The organism is Colwellia asteriadis, from assembly GCF_039523295.1.
GTDB classification, from domain to species: Bacteria; Pseudomonadota; Gammaproteobacteria; order Enterobacterales; family Alteromonadaceae; genus Colwellia; species Colwellia asteriadis.
Genome location: NZ_BAAAFA010000011.1, coordinates 153165 through 168533 on the forward strand (window position 1 = coordinate 153165; position 15369 = coordinate 168533).

The window sequence follows — 15369 nt, forward strand, 5'->3', positions numbered from 1 at the left end:
TATGATGAATAACATTAAAAAAACAATAAGAGCAACAAGAGGCTTTACACTCGTTGAATTGATGATTGCCTTGGCAATTAGTGGCATTTTACTGTTGGGTGTTGTTGGCACTTATTCGTCAATTAGCGCAACGATTCAAGCAAGTCAAGAACTTGAAAATGCTCAAGAAGTTATTCGTTATAGTGGAACGGTTTTTACGCGTAGTTTAAAGCAAGTTGAAAGTACCGCATCGGTAAATGCGACTAATGCAGGGAATACTTTAACGGTAGGTCTACCGGCAAATGCAACGTCATGTTTAGGAACAAACCCCGTTGCCGCTTTTATTGAAACGTATAACTTTGTTGCTCCCAATTTAACTTGTTCAATTAACGGCGCTCCTGAAATAAGGTTATTAACCGGTATGGCAGATATGAATTTTAGTACTAATGGTGATTTAGTTAGCATTCAAGTAACCCCACTAGTACTTAGAGCTGATTTTGGTGGCAGTGTGAATATTGATGTGGCGTTAACTACCGCCATTTTAAGAGCAAATATATAAAGATTATTAGAATAGGGATGCTGTTAACGATAAGTTAATAACAAATTATTCAGGGATGGTATGAAAAACCAGCAAAATGCAATGAATATTCAGGTTGATAATATGCAGAATTCTATGTTGACAAATTACAAAGCAAAACAAGGTGGCTTTACTTTAGTCACGGTACTTATTTTAAGTAGTTTAGCCAGTATTTTGGTACTGAGCTCATTAAGAGATAATGTAAATCAAGAGCGCTTAAGTGGTAATTACCAGAAAAAACTTAATGCGCGTTTAGTCAGTGAACAAGGTGTATTTGATTATATAGCAGCGGCACAAGCATATATAGCTAATAACCCGAGTAGCACCCTTGCAGAGTTAACCGCCGCTTTGGCAGCACAGGAGTCGGGAACTGGTGCATTAGCAGGGACCCAATACTCAGTTACACCGACTGTTGACGGTGGTGAGTTGATTTTAGCGAGTGACGGTAACCGCTTTGAAGGTTTAAATCGCTTAAGAGCGCGAATAGCCATTACCCCAGGTGGTGCTACCTCTCCTTTTGCTGATGCCGTTGTTGGTTGTGATGGTGTCGGTTTAGGTGGTGGTGGTAAAATTGATAGTTTTGACTCCAGCGACCCAACCTTTAGTGGTGGTGCTGACGTGTCAACAATTAACCCAGGTGCTGACGTTGATGTATCTTCTGGATCAAGTGGTAATGCCATTCTGGTTGACGGTGATATAAATTCAACGGGTGATATTAACTTAGGTACCTCTGTGGTTAGCGGTAATCTACATGCTAATGGTAGTATCACGATTGCTACAGGATCTTTGGTTGAGCGAGTTGGCGGTAATGTTTTAGCAGGTAAAAACTTTACTATTACAGATGGCATTATTGGTGGTTATGTTCGGGTTAATGAAGATGCTAAATTAGTACGATCTGATATTACTAATACAGCACAAGTTTTACCTGACATTTTATATGGTGGTACCTATACACCAGGTGGCATGACCAAAGATTACACAACTAGTGAGTTTAATGTTCACCCACACGTCAGTAAGGTCAAAGAATATGATCCAGACGCCGCTTTGCTTCCTGATTATGATAAAACCGATCCCGCGATTAACTGTGACCATTTGTCAATTGAAAGTAAGGTTGATGTTATTGATAATGTTCCTGGTACACTATATGAATTAGGTACTGAGAGCTCTAGTGTTTTTACTTTTACTGAATCTAATTATAGCACTAAAGCTAAATATACAACCGCTGGTGATAATAGAGTATTTTCTTCGGTGCAAGCTTCAGTGTTAGGTGAGGTTTTACCCGTTATTAAAATGAGTAAACTTTATTTAGGTGCTGATGCACATGCTGTTATTTCAGGTGATGTAACGCTATATTTAACGGGCGACTTCACCCTAACAGGTGGCTCAAAGATGACAATACTAGAGGGCAGTAGTTTAACCCTTATTACTAAAGGTAAGGTAAGTGTTAATGCTGGCAGTGCAATTGTTGCTGAAAAATTCGGATTTACCGATGGCTCCAATGGTAAAGCTCCGCGCCCTGTGATGAGTATTTATTCATCTTATAGTGATACAGGCACTAATCGCGGTATTATCCTTGATGGGGCAGGTGAATTTTATGCTGCTATTTATGCACCATTAACAAATATTGAGCTAGGGGCAGGGACCACATTGCTAGGCGCTATGCGCGGAAAAACGGTTAAGGTCGATGGCGGCGCGAAAATACGTCATGATAACGTACTCACAAAGAGCAACGGTGGTGGTGGTTCAAGTAGTACCCCAGTAATTAGCTTTGTTGGCTTTCAATATTAGCTAGCAGTATTGAAGTGCTCTTTGACAGTATTTACTATAAACCAAGGTAAGTACTGTACAGCCAACTCATTCACATCCTAAGTGATATGTTGTAGTCTGTAGGTATTGTTATAATTGCATATACCTTAAGTTAAACATTGACCTCAAAAAAGCTCCAACATTTCTATATTGCTCAAGAGCAATCCATTTATTTACTCAGTCACAAAGATGCGACTAAGTTAAAAAAGTGGGTTGCATTGTGTCAGCAACAATTAAATCAACTGGGTTTTACTAATGTCGCCTTGCTTGGCAAAGGTGCTTATGGGTTTGTGTTCTCAGCAGAGAAAACAAGCTCGCGTTTGATCGACTCAGAGCATAGTCTTAGCTATGTTCCTGAAAATGTGCAACAAGTGGTGTTTAAGTTTTCTCGGGTTAATTTACCGCAGCATGTACAAGATAGGCTTGGTGAGGAGGCGCAAATTCAAGCGCAGCTTAACCATGCTCAAATTCCTAAAGTGGTTGATTACCAAAAAATAAAGCGCCAATCTATTTTACAAATGAGCCGTGCACCAGGTATAGACTTAGAACAGTTGTCATTGCAACAAGGGCCTTTAGCGCCTGAAATTGTGGTGAGTATTGCGTTGCAATTAGCTGATATTTTGTTGTATTTACGCGATACCCCGCAGCATTCACAGCATAAACCAATAGTCCACGGTGATATTAAACCGTCAAATGTGGTTTATGATAGCGCCACTGGAACAGTTCAGTTAATTGATTGGGGTTCATCAGTGAGTGCGCAACTTGATATTAATAATCAAAGTACCAGTACTAATGTGATGGACTTAATGAGTAGTGATTTACAGCATAGCAATGCACGTTTGGGCGATGTTTATTTTATTGGACCTGAGCAGTTAAATGGCGGGTTATCATCACCGCGTTTTGATGAGCAAGGTTTAGCTGCCACACTTTACGCATTAGCTTCAGGGCAGTCATGCCGTTATGGCGTTAAAGTTATTACCCCTAATGCTTTAGGGCTTCCGCAAGTGTTAGCGCAAGTGTTGACGGGTATGTTAAGTGATAATGAAAAGTTGCGTAATCAAGCTGGGGATTACTTTTTTAATAATTTACATTATTTAAAAAATGTCGTACTTGCCAAAAAACCAACGCAATTTAAATCCTTACCCTTAATTCCTATTTGGGTAAAGCCGCCTAAAATGCCAATTGACACGGTTGTTTATGGCTCACGTAAATCTTTTTTACGAGAGCAAAGTCATAGCGAGCAATTAACTCAAATAGATGATGCACAGCTAGATAAGTATTATAAAAATTATCTAATGGGGATGGGCGACAATGAAAAAGCCTTTATTGCATCATTAGGGCGCTTAGGTAGCTTTCCAGTTGTTGGTGGCTTAGCAATACGTTGGGCGAAAGAAGGGGTTTATATTGACTCTAACCTGACCTTGTTTGATGAATCGTTACGTAGCTCTTTTATTAGCGCGGTGAATAATATTGTGCACCTTGCTCAAGGTATTTTTCGGGTTGGGGTTTTCAAAAGTTGCTTGTTTAACGCGCGTAATACATTACACGTTGAGCGAGAGAGTGCCGAACTCCCTTTTATTGCTGATAAAAATCAGCGCATTGCTTTTGAAGTGAGTGATGTGCCTGACGTTGATAATGCCACACGTTTACACTCTTATTTTGAAGATGGTAAAGATCCTGACGAGTACTTATATTTACCTGACGAACTCATGGCTGTATTAACACAGTTAAACTCAATTCATCACACCGGTTGTATTATTTTTGAAGTGTTACCTCAACATTTAAAAATTCACAGTTATTTAATGTTACTAAACCACGATAAAGAGGTCGAGTTTAGTGAGTGCTTGGCCAAAATATTACAGTTACTACCTACCATTGAAGGGCTGGGTATTTCTGGTTTTATGAAGCTACCTTATAAAGATACCCGTTATTTTGAACATATTAATAGCTTGCCGGATAAATTTTATCCCAAAAACCCGAAAATGCTTGAGCTGTAGCTTTAATTCTTATTATAAACCAGGCATAAAAAAGCACCTGTAATAGGTGCTTGTTTATTTAATAGCTTTATTCAAGGTGATTATTTTACTTCTTCGCCCGCTGCTTGTTTATCAGCATGGTAGCTTGAGCGAACTAACGGTCCGCATGCCGCATGGGCAAAGCCCATTTTTTCAGCTTCTTTTTGTAGCATATCAAACTCATCAGGGTGCACATAACGCTCTACCGGTAAATGATCTTTACTAGGTTGTAAGTATTGACCAATAGTTAGCATAGTTACGCCATGAGCGCGTAGGTCACGCATAACTTCAAGTATTTCTTCGTTAGTTTCACCTAAGCCAACCATTAATCCTGACTTGGTTGGAACAGTAGGGTTTGCTTCACCAAACTTTTTCAATAAATCTAATGACCACTGGTAGTTAGCACCTGGACGTACTTGCGTATATAAACGCGGTGCGGTTTCCATATTGTGGTTAAATACATGAGGAGGGTGCTGGTTTAATATTTCTAATGCACGGTCCATACGACCACGAAAGTCGGGTACTAAAATTTCAACTTTGGTTGCTGGAGCTTGTTCACTAAGCTCTTTTACACAATCAGCAAATTGTTGTGCACCGCCATCGCGTAAATCATCACGGTCAACCGAGGTAATAACAACGTATTTAAGGCCCATATCTTTTAAGCTTAATGCTAATTTTTTAGGCTCCTCAGGATTTGCAGCTAAAGGACGACCGTGACCTACATCACAAAATGGACAGCGACGAGTACAAATATCGCCTAAAATCATAAAGGTTGCTGTGCCGTGGTTAAAACACTCTGAGAGGTTAGGGCAAGATGCTTCTTCACACACTGAATGTAAGTTGTGTTTACGAAGAGATGCTTTGATGCTGTCAATTTTATCGCTTGAGCGCGGTAATTTTATACGTAACCAGCTAGGTTTACGCAACATGCTTTCACGTGTTGAACTAACTACTTTAATTGGGATGTGTGCAAGCTTATCAGCATCACGCAGTTTAGTACCCGCAGCGACTTTACTTGATTTTAGTGGTGCAGAGGTTGCTGGCTGCACGACGATTGGTTTTGCAAAGGTTTCGTTACTACTCATGGTCTTTATTACTCTCGCATGGTAATTTTGTTTGATGGCTAACTGGAGTAGCATCAAGCAATTTAATTAAATGTGTTACTAATGCCTCACAGGCAGTAGCGGTATCAGTTGGGCCTTGTATATCAGCAGTTTGTATCATTTCAAGACCGGCATAACCACAAGGGTTAATGCGTAAAAATGGGCTTAGATCCATATTCACGTTCAGAGCTAAACCATGAAAGGAGCAACCTTTTCGAACGCGTAAACCTAACGATGCTATTTTTTTATTGTCAACGTAAACGCCAGGTGCATCTGGCTTTGCGTAAGCTTTAATTGAAAAGTCACCTAATGCGGCGACAATAGCCTCTTCAAGTAAAGTCACTAGCTGCCTTACACCGAGTTTTCGACGGCGTAAGTTAATCAAAAAATAAATAACTTGTTGGCCTGGGCCATGATAAGTTACTTGCCCACCGCGATCGGCTTTTATTACTGGAATATCGCCAGGAACTAATAAGTGCTCAGCTTTACCTGCTTGTCCTTGAGTGAATACCGCAGGGTGCTCAACTAGCCATAACTCATCGGTAGTATTCTCATTTCGCTCGTCGGTAAAACTTTTCATGGCTTGCCATACTTGGCTATATTCCATGGTATTTAACTGACGGATCACTAACGCATTAGCTAATTTAGTCTTTTTAATAGTCTCTTTAGTTGGCGTTTCACTTATCTGCACAGAGGTAACCTTTAGATAATAAACTCTTACGTATTGTCATCATTAACACACCGGTTAACTTCTCAGACAATTAATGATTATAAAACGTAACGCACTTCTTCAATTGCTGTCAGTGTTTTATAAATTGTTTCAATATGCTCTTTACTGGTTACGGTTACAGCAATAGATACAGAGTGATATGTTCCTTTAGAGCTTGGCTTAATCTTTGGTGAATAATCACCTGGCGTATGTTTTTGCAATTCAGCAATAATTAAGTCAGGTAATTCGTCGCAGGCAATTCCCATTACTTTAAAGTTTAATACGGTTGGGAAGTCTAATAGTTCATCGAATTTAGTTTGCATATATTTTACTCACTACATTTTACTTTGACGGGCGCTATTGGCTCGCACAGATATTCGCGCATTTTATCATTAATTACTTTTGGCTAACATGGTTATTTTAGTTTCGTGTGAAGACAAATAAAAAAAGCCTCGTAATGAGGCTTTTTTGATGATAAAAATTGGCTATTTAATCTCTACAGTGGGAGTGATTAATCGGCAAATTGTAATTTTACATAATCAACTAAACGACTAAACATACCGCCTTCGTTTACTTCTTCAAGCGTAACTAGAGGGTATTGAGCAATATCTTCGCCATCTAGTTGTAAGAATAGCTTACCTACTACAGTACCTTTAGCAATAGGTGCGGTAAGCTGTTGGTTTAGTTCGAAATGAGTTTTAATGTTTTTCTTTTGACCGCGAGCAATGGTAATTGGTGTATCAACGGTAATACCTAAATCTACTGTTTCTTTATCGCCCATCCAAATGCGATTTGAAACAAATTTTTCGCCGGCTTTATAAGGAGTTGTTGTTTCAAAGAAGCGAAAGCCATAGTTAAGTAATTTTTTGCTTTCAACTTTTCTTGCACGTTCGCTGTCAGCGCCCATCACAACCGTAACTAAACGCATACCACCTTTAGTGGCCGAAGTAACTAAGCTATAACCAGCTTTTGAAGTGTGGCCCGTTTTCATACCATCAACATTTAAGCTTTTATCCCATAATAAACCATTACGGTTATATTGCTTGATGTCATTATAGGTAAATGATTTTTGCTTATAAATAGCATACTCTTCAGGAACATCGCGTATTAGTGCAATCGCTAATGTTGCCATATCACGTGGCGTTGTCATATGTTCACTGCTATCTAAACCATGGCTATTTTCAAAATAACTACTGCTCATGCCTAGTTGCTCTGCATGGGCATTCATTAAGTCGGTAAAGGCACCTTCACTACCAGCAATATGTTCAGCCATAGCGACACAAGCGTCGTTCCCCGACGTCACAATAATGCCTTGGTTGAGCAAGTCGACACTAACTTCGGTACCTACTTCAATAAACATTTTTGAAGAGTCAGGAAAGTTTTTAGCCCAAGCATTTTCACTAATCTTTACTTGGTCAGTATTTTTAATGTTACCGCTGAGTAACTCTTTACCAATAATGTAACTGGTCATCATTTTAGTTAAGCTGGCAGGCGCTAATAAAATATCGGCGTTACCTTCGGCAATAACTTTACCTGTGTTGTAATCTAATAAAATATAACCTTTGGCATTAATTGAAGGAGCGTCAGGTGTAATAGTAATGGCATGCGATATAGGAGAAAGCGTGAGAGCTGCGGTAAATACCACACCGCCGATGAATGTTGCTAATTTATGAGTTGATTTACTGAACTGGTTGGGAATATTTTTTATCATGGGCATAAGTAATCTTTTGTTATGAGAAATATTTATAAAATTAAAGGCGATAACATCGATAAAGTATACCATCTCTATTATGCTTGGCTATGCTCAGTTAGCTTCTTTTAAATAAAAAAGCAAGAAAAACCCGATAAATAGCGAGTAAACTGTAACAAAATGTCGCTTAATAGCGACAAATTTAGGCTTTAGCTATTTATGCGTGAATATCTTGCTATTGAGGTGATTTACGAGGAAATGCTTTTGGGTAACCATTTTTCTTTAATTCATCAAGTAATTTATTTAAGGTTGATAGGTTATCAATCGGCCCTAGTTGTATTCGATAAATACCTTGATGCTTTGGTGTGTTAACGGTTAATTCAGGATACTTTTGACGCATTTTATTGGCGGTGCTATAGGCTACATCACTTTTACCCGTAGCAAATACTTGCACATAAGGGGTTTCAATCCCCATTGATGGCTGACTAGGTGAGCTAGTCTTGACGTTATTTTTATCATCAGTAAAGTCAGTGATTGCCGTTATCGTAACCTGAGCAGTGCCCGTTTTGAGCATGTCAAGTTTATAGGCTGCGCTGTATGATAAGTCAATAATACGCGACTGATGAAAAGGGCCTCGATCATTAACACGAACAATAACAGATTTATTATTTGCCACGTTTGTTACTTTGACATAACTCGGTAACGGTAAATTTTTATGTGCTGCGGTCATGGCATACATATCATAAATTTCACCGTTTGAAGTTAAGTGACCATGAAATTTATTGCCGTACCATGAAGCGATGCCTGTTTCACTAAAGCCATGTGCGGAGCTTAGTACTTGGTAGTTTTTTCCTCTCACGGTATAGTTTTTATTACCACCACGGCTATAAGCTTCGGCGCGAGGCAATGCGTCTTTTAATTCAGCGGCATTAGGCAGGCGAGTAGGAGTACTGTCGTGCTTGTCTTGATAACGCCCAGAGCTACAGGCTGATAGTATTATAATCGGTAATAATAAAATAAGTCGTGATAAGTGATTCATTAAGCGTTCTTTACCCTTAAAAATTAAAACAGTTACTGTGGTTAACTGTTGAACATAATGTTGATAAATTTATACATGAAAGCGGCGATGGGTACTAATAGCCATCAACATACCAAAACCTGCCATTAAAGTTACCATAGAAGTACCACCATAACTCACTAAAGGCAGAGGAACGCCTACTACAGGTAGTAGCCCAGAAACCATGCCGATATTAACAAATACATAAACAAAAAAGGTGAGGGTAATACTACCGGCAAGTAATTTGGTAAAAGCATGTTGTGCATGCGCTGCAATCCATAAACCGCGCATAATAACGGCTAAGTAAACAGCCAATAAAATAGTGACACCAAATAAACCAAACTCTTCACTAAAGACGGCAAAGATAAAGTCGGTGTGACGCTCAGGTAAAAACTCTAATTGTGACTGTGTACCGTGGAGCCAGCCTTTACCTTCAAGCCCCCCTGAGCCAATGGCTATTTTAGACTGAATAATGTGGTAACCGGATCCTAGAGGGTCTTGCTCAGGGTTAAATAATGTTTCAACACGTTGCTTTTGGTATGGTTTCATTAAGTACATCCACAAAATAGGGATGAAAGCCGACACTAAACCAGTACATACCGCAATTAATTTCCAACTTGCTCCGGCTAAAAATATAACAAAAATACCTGAGCTGGCAATTAGTAATGAAGTCCCCAAATCAGGTTGTTTGGCAATAAGCAGTGTTGGCATTAACACTAAAATAAAGGCGATAATAACATTGGAGAGTTTAACGGGTAAATTGCTTTGACTGATATACCAAGCAATCATTATCGGGACGATAAGTTTCATTATCTCTGAGGGTTGAAATTTAGTGAAACCGACATCAATCCAGCGCTGCGCTCCTTTACCAACATGACCAAAAAGCAATACCGCTACTAGTAAAAGTAAACCTATAATAAATACGGGAACGGCCCATTTTCGATAAGACAGTGGCGGGATTTGTGCAACTATCATCATGACAATCAATGCCACGACGACTCGTTTTCCGTGACTATATACCATGCCTATTTCTTGTCCACCAGCACTATAAACAACAAACACGCCAAGTGTCATCAATGCTAAAATACCGATTAATAAAGGCAAGTCGATATGAAGCTTTTGCCATAGACTTTTGCTTTTTTGTTGCTCTTGTCCTGTATGACGCATTAATTATTCTCTTGTTGACGTTGGGCGCTTTGCTCAATAGTCATTAAGCTTACTGAATGGCTATGACCTGTGTGGTTTATAGAAGCAACCGCGTTCTTATTATTTGCTTTTTGTAGTGTTGTTGATTGAGCATTGATCACTCTATTACCAAAATATTGATCCATTATTTGTCTTGCTACAGGTCCTGCATTACTGCCACCACCACCTTTGGCAACGTTTTCAATGGCTACAGCAACCACTATTTCTGGGTTTTTATAAGGAGCAAAGGCAATAAACATAGCGTTATCGCGTTTATTCTCTGAAGTAGACTCAGCATCATACTCTTCATCTTGTTTAATACTAGCCACTTGTGCCGAGCCACTCTTACCCGCAGCATCATAAGTTGTACCTTTAAAAGCTTTATGGCCTGTCGCCCCAAACTTTTGCACTGTGTTATGCATTGCTTTGAGTACCGTATCCCAATGTTTTTTCTGGCTTAGCTCTATAGGGGCTTTTTCTTCATAAATCACATCAGTATTAATATCATGCGCAATACCTTGCTCATCTTTAGTGATTTCAGTTGTACTTTTTAGTAAATGGGGAATTTTACGCTCGCCATGATTTACTAAGGTGGTTAATGCTTGTGCTAGCTGTAACGGTGTTACTGTCCAATAGCTTTGACCTATACCAACCGAGAGAGTTTCACCGGTATACCAAGGTTTATTATATCGAGCACGCTTCCACGCAATACTTGGCATAATGCCATCACTTTCTTCATGTAAATCGATGCCGGTATAATCGCCAAAGCCAAAGCGTTCCATCATGGTGCTTATTTTAGTAATACCCAGTTCTAGTGCGAGTTTATAAAAATAAACGTTGCAAGAATGTTCTATGGCATCAGTTAGCGTGACCCAACCGTGACCCCAGGGCTTCCAGTCGCGGTATTTGTTTGGTAACCCGGGTAATTGAAAAAATCCAGGATCCCAAACACGAGTTTCAGGGGTAATAATATTTTCTTCTAAACCCGTTAGTGCTAAAAATGGCTTAACCGTTGAGGCTGGCGGATAGCCTTGTAAAGAACGGTTAATCAGCGGCAAGTCTTTAGACTTTAAAAGTTTACTGTAGTTTTTAGTACTAATACCATGAACGAATAAATTGCCGTCGTAACTTGGGTTGGAATACATCGCGAGTACTTCACCACTGCGAGGGTCCATAGCGACAATAGCGCCACGTTTACCTGACAAAGCTCGTTTGGCAATCATTTGTAACTCAATATCTAACGTTAGCGTTAAATCTTTACCTGCTTGCGGCGGAGTATAATCTAGCGTGCGAATAACACGCCCTTGGTTATTAATTTCGACTTCTTGGTGACCAATAGTGCCGTGAAGCACATCTTCGTAATATCGCTCGATCCCCAATTTACCAATAGCGTAGGTTGCGGCGTAATTATCTGCTTTACCTTCAAGCTCTAATTTATTGGCATCTTTGCGGTTAATACGAGCAACATACCCTAAGTTATGTGTGGTTAAGTCACCAAAAGGGTAATAACGTTTTAAGCGAGCGTTTACAAAAACCCCCGTAAATTTGTGTTGGTTGACTGAAAAAAGTGCTACTTGTTGATCACTTAAACGAGAGTGTAAATCGATAGGTTTAAAGCGTCGTTTACGCTTCATTGCTTTGAAGAATTTAGTTTGTCGATCTTCGCTAATGCTCAGTAACTCGCTGACCGCTTTCACGGTCGCTTTAATATCCTCAACATCTTCAGGAATAATTTCTAAGCTATAAATTGGTTTGTTATCAGCGAGTAATACGCCGTTTCTGTCGTAAATCAAGCCTCTATTGGGGGCAACAGGTAACAACTTTATTCGGTTAGAGTTTGAGCGGGTTTGATATTTTTCATAAGAACTCACCTGTAAGTTATAAATGTTAACTAACAACAATAACAGGAGAACAATTACGCCACATAAAGTAATGAAAGTTCGGCGAGCAAAGAGGTTTGCTTCGGCGGTATGATTTCTTATTACAACGCGACGTGGTGCCACTACTATACTCTTTTATTTAATGGAATAAGCGACAAACAAGGAGGAAGCATTAATCGTTATTCTCTGTGATAAGGGTGGTTGGTATTAACACTCCACGCACGATATAAGCTTTCTGCAATTAAAATGCGTACCATAGGGTGAGGTAAGGTAAGTGCTGACAATGACCATTTTTGCTCTGATGCTTGAATACAAGCAGGTGATAACCCTTCTGGACCACCCACTAATAAAGCAACGTCTCTACCATCAAGTTGCCATGACTCAAGTTGCTTTGCTAATTTGGGTGTTGTCCAAGCATGACCTTCAACTTCTAAGGTAACAATACGGTTTCCTTTAGGAATTGCGGCCAATAGTGCTTCACCTTCTTTGGCTAAAATGCGGGTAATATCAGCATTTTTACCACGCTTACCAGCGGGAATTTCAACTAGATTAAAGCTAAGATCGCGGGGGAATCGGCGGCTATACTCATTAAAGCCTTGTGTGACCCAAGCTGGCATTTTACTGCCAACAGCATAGAGAGTTAATTTCATTGGCAATAGTGACTTTATTCAGCCCACAATTGTTCTAAGTTATACTTGTCACGTTGAGTATCAGTCATAACATGCACAATAATGTCAGCTAAATCAACAAGTGCCCATTCACCTACATCGTTACCTTCCATACCTTTTGGCTCAACACCCGCTGCACGACAGTCAATTGCGACAGATTGCGCGATAGATTTTACGTGGCGGTTAGAGTTACCTGAACAGATAATCATGTAATCAGCAAAACTTGCCTTATCACTAATGTTAAGGGCGATAATATCGCGACCTTTCATATCTTCAAGTTTTTCAATAACAAATGCTTTAAGTTCTTCAGTTTGCAAGGTGTTCTTCCTATTTTTTCAGTAAGTTGCGAGTGCATTTAACATAAACGCGGCAATAATAAGGCAATATTAACACTTTTTAAGCCTAGGGTTAACGATAAAGCTGATTTTTGTTGATAAAATCTAGTATTAACGGAGAAAGCGAAGATTTACAACACTGTTGTTGGCATAGATTCGCTCTGATCTGTGTTGAGGAAATATCAAAATGCACAGGGGGAGCAAAAATAATAGCACCATTTTTTTGCTGTTTTAGTATGGTAACGGAGTCTACTTGGTGGTTTTCAAGTAGTGTTTTAGTCGCTTGATTTACTTGGCTGATGTCATAATTTGGGCGAGTATTTACTACTAAATGACACAAGGTCAAAATATCTTGATACTGATGCCATTGCGTAAAAGTTAACAGTGAGTCCATTCCGATAATAAAATAAAGCGTTTGCTCAGGATATTCTGCTTTTAATGCCTTTAAGGTATCTACACTATATGAGTGCCCACTACGTGTTAGTTCGCGTTTGTCACAAATAAATTGCGGAAAAGGCTGGCACGCCAAGCTAACCATAGTAGCTCGTTGAGTAGCAGATGCATGCGGGATTGTATGTGCTTGTGTTTTGTGAGGCGGAATATGAGCCGGAATAAATAACACGTTAGCTAAGCCAAGCCAGTCACTAACCATTTTAGCTGATTGAATGTGCCCATTGTGAATAGGGTCAAAAGTTCCGCCAAAAATACCAATACCGTTTTTTTCTAGAGGTGTTTTCATGTTTCTGTACTAACTTTTGCTGACTTAACCATACTTTAAGCTAAGAGCCTGCGTTTTATCACCGTGGTATAAAGTAATACACAAATCAGCCAGTAGAATAAAAACATTAAACTCACTACTGGTTTTGCTTAATAAATCAATATCGGCAATACGTATCATTGCTTGCTTAACATCAGGAAGCTTTATATGGGTTAATGCGTGTTGGTATAAGGGTTTACGTTTGTCCCAAATACGGTATTGCTTATATAGCTGATTAATACTTTCGCCTTGCTCAAGCTGATTGAGCATATTATATAGCTGGCTAATTTCTTTATGTAATGCCCAAATAATTTTAGCCGGAGCAATACCTTCTTGTTGCAGCTGATCTAACATTGCGATGCATTTACCACAATCTCCTAGTAATAAACTATCAACGACTTGAAAGGGGTTAAATTTAGCTTGTTTGATAACCAGTTGTTCAGCTTGTTCTAACGTGATCAGGCTCTGATTAAATAATAATGAAAGTTTTTGTAACTCTTGCGCTAAAGCGAGCAAATTACCTTCAAATAATTCAATCAGTAGCTGAGTTAACTCGGGTGCTAAGTTCAAATTAAGTGTTTGGCATTGTTGGTTTATCCAATGCGACATTGATTTTAATTCAACATCGTACAAAGGTAAGTAACAGCCTATTTGGCTAAATAACTTAAACCACTTTTTGTTAGCACTGGGGCCATCAAGTTTATCGCCATGGAAAATAAAGATAACATCGTTGGCGTAATGCTTATGTTGAATGTCTTCGCTTAAGCGCTCCGCTAAAGCGACTAGGGCTTTATTACCTGCATCACCGACCTTAGTGGTTGAAAACTCTACTTCAATAATGCGCTGACTAGCGAATAAGCTCATCGATTGATATTCATCCATGAGTTGCTGCCAGTCAAAACCTGATTCGGTATTAAAACGAATTAGTTCGCTAAAACCTTGTTGTTGAGCCGCCGCTTTGATGGTTGATAGGCTGTTATCTTTTTGCCATGGCTCATCACCAAAAACCAACCATACCGGTATAAAGCCTTGTGCTAAGGTTTTCGTTAGCTGGTTATGGTAAATTTTCATTTAAACCTTTATTTTATCAATGCTGGAAATTAAATTGTGACAAACCTAGCGTTGTACACGCGCCATATCACGTAGTATTTTATCGGCAGCCGAGGTTCGCATTTCACTTAGTAGCAATGATAACTCACGACTTTTTGCTAAAGCTAAATTAGGATCATCTTGATAATCTCGATAAAGCTCAAAGCGAAAATCACGGGCGTCTTCACCGCTAAAGCGCAGTTGATAGTGCACTGAGTAAATAAGTTCGTATTCTGCTACTTGACCATTAGGAAATACTGATAAGGTACGTCGGTCTAAATTATCAGAGACAATTCTTAACTCAGGCGCTTCAAGCGTTGATTGGTTTAATACCTTGACTTGATTTCTAGTTAAGTGCAATTTTAATAAACGTGTTAATTCACCGTGCACATCACTAGAGCTTACATATAAGGTTTGTAAATCATCATCAAGTAAGTAATCACCACGTAATTGAAAACCACAAGCTGATAATAAACTTGTGGTTAACAATGCCATGGCAAGAGTGTTAGCTAGTTTCAT

At 39.2% G+C, this 15369-nt stretch carries 15 protein-coding genes; 3 read left to right on the top strand and 12 right to left on the bottom strand.

From position 1 onward, the window contains the following. The first annotated feature begins 1 nt into the window (after position 1). The 3 genes from ABD005_RS15690 (at position 2) to ABD005_RS15700 (ending at position 4359) form a co-directional block, all read left to right on the top strand. Positions 2-538, top strand: coding sequence for a prepilin-type N-terminal cleavage/methylation domain-containing protein (locus ABD005_RS15690; RefSeq protein WP_343818599.1), 537 nt, complete (start codon positions 2-4; stop codon positions 536-538). Positions 539-598: 60 nt separating this feature from the next. Beyond that, entirely contained in the window at positions 599-2344 is a 1746-nt protein-coding gene (locus tag ABD005_RS15695) for a pilus assembly PilX family protein (RefSeq protein ID WP_343818601.1), read from the top strand. A gap of 137 nt (positions 2345-2481) precedes the next feature. After that, complete coding sequence (locus ABD005_RS15700; protein ID WP_343818603.1) at positions 2482-4359, top strand: protein kinase domain-containing protein; 1878 nt, start codon at positions 2482-2484, stop codon at positions 4357-4359. 80 nt (positions 4360-4439) lie between these two features. Here ABD005_RS15700 and lipA read toward each other — a convergent pair whose 3' ends face one another. The 12 genes from lipA to ABD005_RS15760 all read right to left on the bottom strand — a co-directional run bounded on the left by lipA (position 4440) and on the right by ABD005_RS15760 (position 15369). Next, entirely contained in the window at positions 4440-5462 is a 1023-nt protein-coding gene (gene lipA, locus ABD005_RS15705) for a lipoyl synthase (RefSeq protein ID WP_215979290.1), read from the bottom strand. Next, positions 5455-6171 (bottom strand): lipoyl(octanoyl) transferase LipB, encoded by a 717-nt coding sequence (lipB, locus tag ABD005_RS15710; protein WP_425544909.1) that lies wholly within the window; start codon positions 6169-6171, stop codon positions 5455-5457. Before lipB ends, lipA begins: the two co-directional genes overlap by 8 nt. 77 nt (positions 6172-6248) lie before the next feature. Continuing rightward, a complete protein-coding gene (gene ybeD, locus ABD005_RS15715; RefSeq protein WP_215979289.1) occupies positions 6249-6512 on the bottom strand; it encodes a DUF493 family protein YbeD in 264 nt (87 codons plus the stop codon). Between the two features lie 188 nt (positions 6513-6700). Then, a complete protein-coding gene (locus tag ABD005_RS15720; RefSeq protein ID WP_343818605.1) occupies positions 6701-7906 on the bottom strand; it encodes a serine hydrolase in 1206 nt (401 codons plus the stop codon). 208 nt (positions 7907-8114) lie between these two features. Continuing rightward, complete coding sequence (locus ABD005_RS15725; protein ID WP_343818607.1) at positions 8115-8918, bottom strand: septal ring lytic transglycosylase RlpA family protein; 804 nt, start codon at positions 8916-8918, stop codon at positions 8115-8117. A 69-nt stretch (positions 8919-8987) separates the two neighbouring features. Beyond that, positions 8988-10103 (bottom strand): rod shape-determining protein RodA, encoded by a 1116-nt coding sequence (gene rodA / locus ABD005_RS15730; RefSeq protein ID WP_215979286.1) that lies wholly within the window; start codon positions 10101-10103, stop codon positions 8988-8990. After that, positions 10103-12124 carry a penicillin-binding protein 2 gene (mrdA, locus tag ABD005_RS15735; RefSeq protein WP_343818610.1) on the bottom strand — a complete coding sequence of 674 codons (2022 nt, stop codon included), beginning with the start codon at positions 12122-12124 and terminating at the stop codon, positions 10103-10105. Before mrdA ends, rodA begins: the two co-directional genes overlap by 1 nt. Before the next feature lie 56 nt (positions 12125-12180). Further along, positions 12181-12651 (bottom strand): 23S rRNA (pseudouridine(1915)-N(3))-methyltransferase RlmH, encoded by a 471-nt coding sequence (gene rlmH / locus ABD005_RS15740; RefSeq protein WP_215979284.1) that lies wholly within the window; start codon positions 12649-12651, stop codon positions 12181-12183. A 14-nt stretch (positions 12652-12665) separates the two neighbouring features. Then, entirely contained in the window at positions 12666-12986 is a 321-nt protein-coding gene (gene rsfS, locus ABD005_RS15745; protein ID WP_215979283.1) for a ribosome silencing factor, read from the bottom strand. Between the two features lie 91 nt (positions 12987-13077). Next, the gene (gene nadD / locus ABD005_RS15750; protein WP_343818613.1) at positions 13078-13743 is read right to left on the bottom strand and encodes a nicotinate-nucleotide adenylyltransferase; all 666 of its coding nucleotides are present in this window, start codon (positions 13741-13743) and stop codon (positions 13078-13080) included. A 24-nt stretch (positions 13744-13767) separates the two neighbouring features. Next, positions 13768-14832: a DNA polymerase III subunit delta gene (gene holA, locus ABD005_RS15755; protein ID WP_343818615.1), complete on the bottom strand. Its 1065-nt coding sequence runs from the start codon at positions 14830-14832 to the stop codon at positions 13768-13770. Positions 14833-14877: 45 nt separating this feature from the next. Beyond that, on the bottom strand, positions 14878-15369 hold the full coding sequence (locus tag ABD005_RS15760; protein WP_343818617.1) for an LPS-assembly lipoprotein LptE: 492 nt from the start codon (positions 15367-15369) through the stop codon (positions 14878-14880).

Excerpts from the sequence above, each read along its gene's own strand:
- nadD (WP_343818613.1), bottom strand. The coding sequence starts at position 13,743 with ATGAAAACACCTCTAGAAAAAAACGGTATTGGTATTTTTGGCGGAACT.
- lipA (WP_215979290.1), bottom strand. The coding sequence starts at position 5,462 with ATGAGTAGTAACGAAACCTTTGCAAAACCAATCGTCGTGCAGCCAGCA.
- rlmH (WP_215979284.1), bottom strand. The coding sequence starts at position 12,651 with ATGAAATTAACTCTCTATGCTGTTGGCAGTAAAATGCCAGCTTGGGTC.
- ybeD (WP_215979289.1), bottom strand. The coding sequence starts at position 6,512 with ATGCAAACTAAATTCGATGAACTATTAGACTTCCCAACCGTATTAAAC.
- rodA (WP_215979286.1), bottom strand. The coding sequence starts at position 10,103 with ATGCGTCATACAGGACAAGAGCAACAAAAAAGCAAAAGTCTATGGCAA.
- ABD005_RS15720 (WP_343818605.1), bottom strand. The coding sequence starts at position 7,906 with ATGCCCATGATAAAAAATATTCCCAACCAGTTCAGTAAATCAACTCAT.
- ABD005_RS15695 (WP_343818601.1), top strand. The coding sequence starts at position 599 with ATGAAAAACCAGCAAAATGCAATGAATATTCAGGTTGATAATATGCAG.
- ABD005_RS15725 (WP_343818607.1), bottom strand. The coding sequence starts at position 8,918 with ATGAATCACTTATCACGACTTATTTTATTATTACCGATTATAATACTA.
- ABD005_RS15760 (WP_343818617.1), bottom strand. The coding sequence starts at position 15,369 with ATGAAACTAGCTAACACTCTTGCCATGGCATTGTTAACCACAAGTTTA.
- ABD005_RS15690 (WP_343818599.1), top strand. The coding sequence starts at position 2 with ATGATGAATAACATTAAAAAAACAATAAGAGCAACAAGAGGCTTTACA.
- holA (WP_343818615.1), bottom strand. The coding sequence starts at position 14,832 with ATGAAAATTTACCATAACCAGCTAACGAAAACCTTAGCACAAGGCTTT.